Origin of the sequence: Nocardioides jensenii JCM 1364 = NBRC 14755 (assembly GCF_001552535.1) — a bacterium.
Classification (GTDB): Bacteria; Actinomycetota; Actinomycetes; order Propionibacteriales; family Nocardioidaceae; genus Nocardioides; species Nocardioides jensenii.
On record NZ_BCRJ01000059.1, the window covers coordinates 61,163 to 67,183 of the forward strand.

A 6,021-nucleotide genomic window follows, 5' to 3' on the forward strand; every position below is an offset into this window, starting at 1 on the left:
CCGTGGCACCCGGAATGTGCCGGGCCAACGCGAGCTGGCGCTCGCGTGGGATGACCTTGTCCTTGTTGGTGACCACCACGGCCGTCGGGGTCTCGATGCGTCCCAGCCACGGCCGGGAGTGGTGGCGGCCCAACGCGGCGACGGCCTGCGCGACTGCCCACGGGCTGGTCGAGGCGAACTCCGCCAATGCCCAGTCGTGAACGTCGGTGGGTCCCAGGTCGAGTGCCCGACCGGCCGCACGGGCCGCCGTCGACCCGATGCGGGAGCGAGAGACGCCGCGCAGGCCACGCATCGACAGCTCCATCGATTCGTGGAACAGGCGCTCGGCGGCCGTGGAGCGGAAGCGTTCGGTGCTGGCGCACAGGACCAGGCCCGCGGTTCGACGCGGGTGTTGGCGCCACACTCGCTGGGCGACGATCGACCCCATCGAGAAGCCGGCAAACACGGCGCGCTCGATGCCGAGCAGATCGAGGAGGGCGACTGCGTCGTCGGCGCAGTCGCGCAGCGAGAACTCCTCCGACTGGATCCCACGGCCGTGCCAGCGCTGGTCGAGAGTGATCACGCGGTACCGCTCGGCCAGTGGGCGGATCGCGGGGTACCAGGTCAGCAGTCCGGTCGTTCCGACTGCGTGCAACAGCACGACGGTGGGCGAGTCCGGGCGCGGCCCCGGCGTGTCGGTGACGTACGTCGTCCCGCGGCCAGGAAGCTCGACGAGTCGGCCGTCGGGGATGACGGCCCGCGGCAGGGGGACCAGCTTGCGAAGCATGGGTGTGGCCGCGCCGAACATCCGTGCTCTCCCGTCCTGGTGTCACGCTAGACTAGAACAGGTTACAGTTTCGTGTCCGCTTCCGCGCCATCCCCAGGAGGATCACCGGTGAACTCGCCGCCGTCGGAGACCCAGGCAGCCGTCGCATCCGTCGTCGATGACGTGGTGAAGCGAGAGGGTGTCGACTGGGCGGACCTGGCTCAGTCCGGGCTCCTCGGCCTCGCCGTCCCCGAAGAGCTCGGGGGTGAGGGACTCGGCCTGCTCGAGCTGGCGATCGTGCTGGAGCGCCTGGGTGTCGCCGCCGTGCAGCTCCCGGCCTGGGAGACCCTCGTCGCGGGCACCCTCACCGTCGCGCGCAGCGGCACGGCGACACAACGGGCCGCCCTGCTCACCGGTGTCGCCGAGGGAGACACGATCCTGTCGCCGGCCCTTGCCGAGGCCGGCGACGCCCTGCCGGACGCGCCCACCACCACGGTGCGGCGCGACGGCGACACCCTGCTCCTACGCGGCACCAAGGTCGGCGTGACGTATGCCGATGCCGCAGCCTCCCTGCTCGTGCTCGTCTCCTTCGACGGGGGGCTCGCCGTGGCGCTCGTCGACCCCCGACGTGACGGGGTGACCCTGCGTCCTTCACGCACCTCCCGGGGCACCACGACCCACAGCATCGACTTCGACGACGTCCCGGTCGAGCTGCTGGGCGACATCCCCGCCGAGGCTGCTCGGCACCTGAGGGACAACGCCGTGGCGGGCCTGGCCCTCGCCGGTGCCGGGCTCCTGGCCGGAGCCCGTGACCTGACCGCGGGGTACGTCAAGGAGCGCACGCAGTTCGGCCGTGCGCTCGCCGAGTTCCAGGCCGTCGCCCAGCAGATCGCGGACGTCTACGTCGCGTCGCGCACGCTCAGCCTGGCTGCCCACAACGCGGCCTGGCGAGTGGCGGAGGGTCTCGACGCCACCGACGACCTGGCCGTGGCGGCGTACTGGCTCGCGGTCGAGGGGCCCGCCGCGCTGCACACCTGCCACCACCTGCACGGCGGAACGGGCGTCGACATCACCTATCCGCTGCACCGCTACTACAGCCAGATCACCGATCTCGCCCACGCCGTGGGAGGAGTCGACGCGTCACTCGCGCGGATCACGGTCGAGGCGCCCGACGCGAAGAACCTCGAGCTCAGCGTCGAACAACGCGGGCTCAAGGCGGAGTTGCGCGACTACTTCACCAACCTCGCCTCCCACGAGGACCATCTCGACATGATGACCGACCGGCACGGGGCGACGTACCAGCGCACGATCAAGCAGATGGGCCAGGACGGCTGGATGGGTGTCGGCTGGCCCCAGGAGTACGGCGGGCACGGGTTCGGCGAGATCGAGCAGACCATCTTCGCCAACGAGGCGCAGCGGGCCGACGTGCACCTGCCGGCAGTGACACTCCAGACCGTCGGGCCGACCTTGCAGGCCCACGGGACGCAGCTGCAGAAGGACAAGTTCCTCACCGACATCCTGGCCGGCGACGTGCACTTCGCGATCGGGTACAGCGAACCGGAGGCCGGCACGGATCTCGCGTCGCTGCGCACCACGGCGCGGTTGGTCGAGGGCGACGGCGATCCGTACTACCTCGTGAACGGCCAGAAGATCTTCACCACCGGCGGACACCAGGCCGACTACATCTGGCTGGCGGTGCGCACCGATCCCGATGCCCCCAAGCACAAAGGCATCTCGATCCTGATCGTGGACACCCAAGACCCCGGCTACTCGTGGACCCCGATCATCACCTGCGACGGTTCGCACCACGTCAACGCGACCTACTTCAACGACGTGCGCGTGCCCGCGGACATGCTGGTCGGCGAGGAGAACCAGGGCTGGGGGCTGATCACCACGCAGCTCAATCACGAACGGGTCATGCTCGGTCCGGCGGGCCGGTTGGAGGGTCTGCGCGACCGGGTTGCCGCCTGGGCGACGACCCATGACGTGGACGATGAGCCCGACGTACGCCGAATCCTGGGCGAGACGACGGCGGCCTTCCGGGTCAACGAGCTGCTCAACTGGGAGGTGGCCCGCGCGGCCTCCGGTGGCGCGATCAGCGTCGCCGATGCCTCGGCGTCCAAGGTGTTCGCCTCGGACCGGGTGCAGCAGCTCGGGCGACGGCTGGCCGAGATCGTGCACCGGTACGGCGACCCGGCTGATCCCGACACAGATGACCTGATCGGCTATCTGGACGCGCAGGCCAAACGGAACCTGGTCCTCACCTTCGGTGGCGGCGTCAACGAGATCCAGCGAGAGTTGATCTCGATGTTCGGGCTCGGACTGCCGCGGGTTCCACGATGAGCGCCGCGACGGGCGGGACGGCGTACGACCACGCCTGGGTGATGGCCGAGGCCGAGAAGCTGACGGCGGCCGGCGCCACCGTGCCGCGCCGGGGTCGCGACCCCGTCAACCAGCCGATGATCAACAACTGGCTCGAGGCGATGGGCAACACCAACCCACGTTTCACCGCGGGCGAGGCTCCACCGTCGATGGCGCAGGTGTGGACCATGAAGGGCCTCAACCCACCGTCGGAACTGTTCGATCCGTTGCACGCGATGATGGGCAAGTTGACCGAGGCCGGCTTCACCGGCGTGCTCGGCACCAACTGCACGCAGCACTACGACCGCACACTGAAGGTGGGCGAGGAGGTGGCCGTCACCACCGAGCTCGAGTCGGTGGTGGGGCCGAAGGCGACCGGCGTCGGCGAGGGCTACTTCGTGACGTCGCGCAACGTGTGGCGGGTCGACGGCGAGCAGGTCGCGACGATGACGTTCCGGGTGTTGAAGTTCAAGCCTGCGCCGCGCAAGCCGGTGGCCGAGCCGGCCGAGACCCCGTTCGTCCTGCACCCCATCCGCGACCGCGACACAGAATTCTTCTGGGACGGGACGTCGGTCGGGGAGCTGCGCATCCAGACGTGCGAATCGTGTGGAGTGCTGAGGCATCCGCCCGGTCCGACCTGTCCGTCGTGCCTGGAGCTCGCTCGCGGGTACGTCGTCGCCTCGGGCCGTGGCACGGTCTTCTCGTACGTCGTCCACCGGCACCCGCCGATCCCCGGTCACGAGCTTCCGATCGTGCTGGCGCTGGTCGACCTCGAGGAGGGAGTGCGGATGGTCGCCACCGTCGACGGCATCGCGCCGGAGAGACTCGAGATCGGCATGCCCGTCGAGGTCGGCTTCCGTCGCATCGACGACACGTTGACACTCCCCGTCTGGCGGCCAGTCGGAGGCATCTCGGTGGTTGAGGACGCCGAGCCTTCCGTGGTTGAGGACGCCGAGTCTTCGGTGGTTGAGGAGGCCGAGGAACCAGGCCATTTCGAGACCACACCCGAGCCCGGCCAACTGCTTCCGATCTGGGGCCTTCACATCACGCCGACGCTGGTCGTCAGCACCGCCCTGGCCACCCGGGACTTCCAGGACGTGCACCATGACGCCGAGCTGGCCAGGTCGTACGGCTCGAGGGACATCTTCGTCAACATCCTCACCACCAACGGTCTGGTCGAGCGCTACGTGACCGACCACCTGGGCCACGACGTACAGGTGAGGTCGATCGCGATCCGGCTGGGCGCACCTGCGTACCCCGGTGATGAGCTGACGTTCAGCGGAACCGTCGCCTCGGTCGAGGGAGACACCGTGGTGATCGACGTGGTCGGCACGGTCTCCCGCGACGAGGAGGACGGCGCACTCAGCATCGCGTCACACGTCACGGGGCAGGTCACCATCGAGATCGAGTCAGGGGATCCGTCATGAGTGGGCTCAGCGGCAGGGCGGCAATCGCCGGCATCGGCGCCACCGAGTTCTCCAAGGAGTCCGGTCGCAGCGAGCTGCGGCTGTCCGTCGAGGCGATCAAGGCCGCGTTGACCGACTGCGGGCTGACTCCGGCCGACGTCGACGGACTCGTCACGTTCACGATGGACACGTCGTCCGAGATCGCGGTCGCGCGTGAGCTCGGTATCGGTGAGCTGCGGTTCTTCAGCCGCATCAACTACGGCGGTGGAGCGGCGTGCGGCACCGTGCAGCAGGCCGCGATGGCCGTGGCGACGGGCGTCGCCGACGTGGTCGTGGTCTACCGCGGCTTCAACGAGCGCTCGGGTCAGCGCTTCGGCCAGACCGCGGTCTGGGCCAGTGCGCAGGTCAACACCAACGGGCTCGACAACGCGTGGACCTACCCGCACGGGCTGACCACGCCGGCGGCGACGGTCGCGATGCAGGCCCGGCGCTACATGCACGAGTACGGCGCCACGTCGGAGGACTTCGGTCGCGTCGCCGTCGCGGATCGTCGTCACGCCGCCACCAATCCTGCCGCGTTCTTCCACGGGAAGCCGATCACCCTCGAGGACCATCAGGCCTCACGCATGATCGCGGATCCCTTGCACCTGCTCGACTGTTGCCAGGAGAGCGACGGCGCCGTCGCCCTCGTCGTCACCTCCGCGGAACGGGCCCGCGACCTGGCCCAGCCCCCGGCGTACGTCGTGGCGGCGGCGCAGGGGTGCGCCCCCGACCAGTTCGTGATGACCTCCTACTACCGCGACGACATCGGCGTGCCGGAGATGGGCGTCGTCGGCCGTGAGCTGTGGCGGCAGTCCGGGCTCGGGCCGGCCGACGTCGCGACGGCGGTGCTCTACGACCACTTCACGCCGTACGTCCTGATGCAGCTGGAAGAACTCGGCTTCTGCGGTCGCGGGGAGGGGCCTGGTTTTGTGGCGGACGGAGGCATCGAGCTCGGTGGCCACCTGCCGGTGAACACGCACGGCGGGCAGCTGGGCGAGGCCTACATCCACGGCATGAACGGCATCGCCGAGGCCGTACGCCAAGTCAGAGGCACTTCGGTGAACCAGGTCATCGGGGTCGACGGCGCGGGTGGCCCGTCCGGTACGACGAACGCCCTGGTCACTGCTGGGACCGGTGTCCCCACCAGTGGTCTGATCCTCGGTCGAACACCACGTGCGGGTGGTTGAGGAGGTCTCGCCGCGAGCGTCTCGAAACCCCCCTGGGAACCTTCGTGAAAAAGGTCTCCGGCGCCTGTGGACGACGGGTTTTCGGGGTCCCGGGGAGTCGGTGGTCTCGGGGCAGTGTCGCCCGTCGCCGACTCCGCCTGGCCCACCAGCTGTGTCACTCAGACAGCGAGCCGAAGCCCCACACCGGACACCGGTGCCTGGGGCCACTGCCACGCCCAGACCCAGGACACGAAGCCGGCCCGTGCGCCGAACTCACGACGGGTCACTGCGAACTCACGAC

Annotated in this window: 3 protein-coding genes and 1 pseudogene; 3 read left to right on the forward strand and 1 reads right to left on the reverse strand. The window is 69.3% G+C overall.

Annotated features, from left to right (window positions below; all coding sequences use genetic code 11):
• Positions 1-16 precede the first annotated feature (16 nt).
• Positions 17-787 (reverse strand): annotated as a pseudogene (locus NJ4_RS25205) (alpha/beta fold hydrolase); the annotation flags it as partial.
• 87 nt (positions 788-874) lie between these two features.
• Here NJ4_RS25205 and NJ4_RS13805 point away from each other — a divergent pair.
• Genes NJ4_RS13805 through NJ4_RS13815 form a run of 3 tightly spaced genes read left to right on the forward strand, consistent with a single transcriptional unit; the run spans position 875 to position 5,741 of the window.
• A complete protein-coding gene (locus tag NJ4_RS13805; RefSeq protein ID WP_067436075.1) occupies positions 875-3,088 on the forward strand; it encodes an acyl-CoA dehydrogenase in 2,214 nt (737 codons plus the stop codon).
• Positions 3,085-4,533: an OB-fold domain-containing protein gene (locus NJ4_RS13810; protein ID WP_245644569.1), complete on the forward strand. Its 1,449-nt coding sequence runs from the start codon at positions 3,085-3,087 to the stop codon at positions 4,531-4,533. Before NJ4_RS13805 ends, NJ4_RS13810 begins: the two co-directional genes overlap by 4 nt.
• Positions 4,530-5,741, forward strand: coding sequence for a lipid-transfer protein (locus NJ4_RS13815; RefSeq protein WP_067436078.1), 1,212 nt, complete (start codon positions 4,530-4,532; stop codon positions 5,739-5,741). The genes NJ4_RS13810 and NJ4_RS13815 overlap by 4 nt, the downstream gene beginning before the upstream one ends.
• Positions 5,742-6,021: the final 280 nt, after the last annotated feature.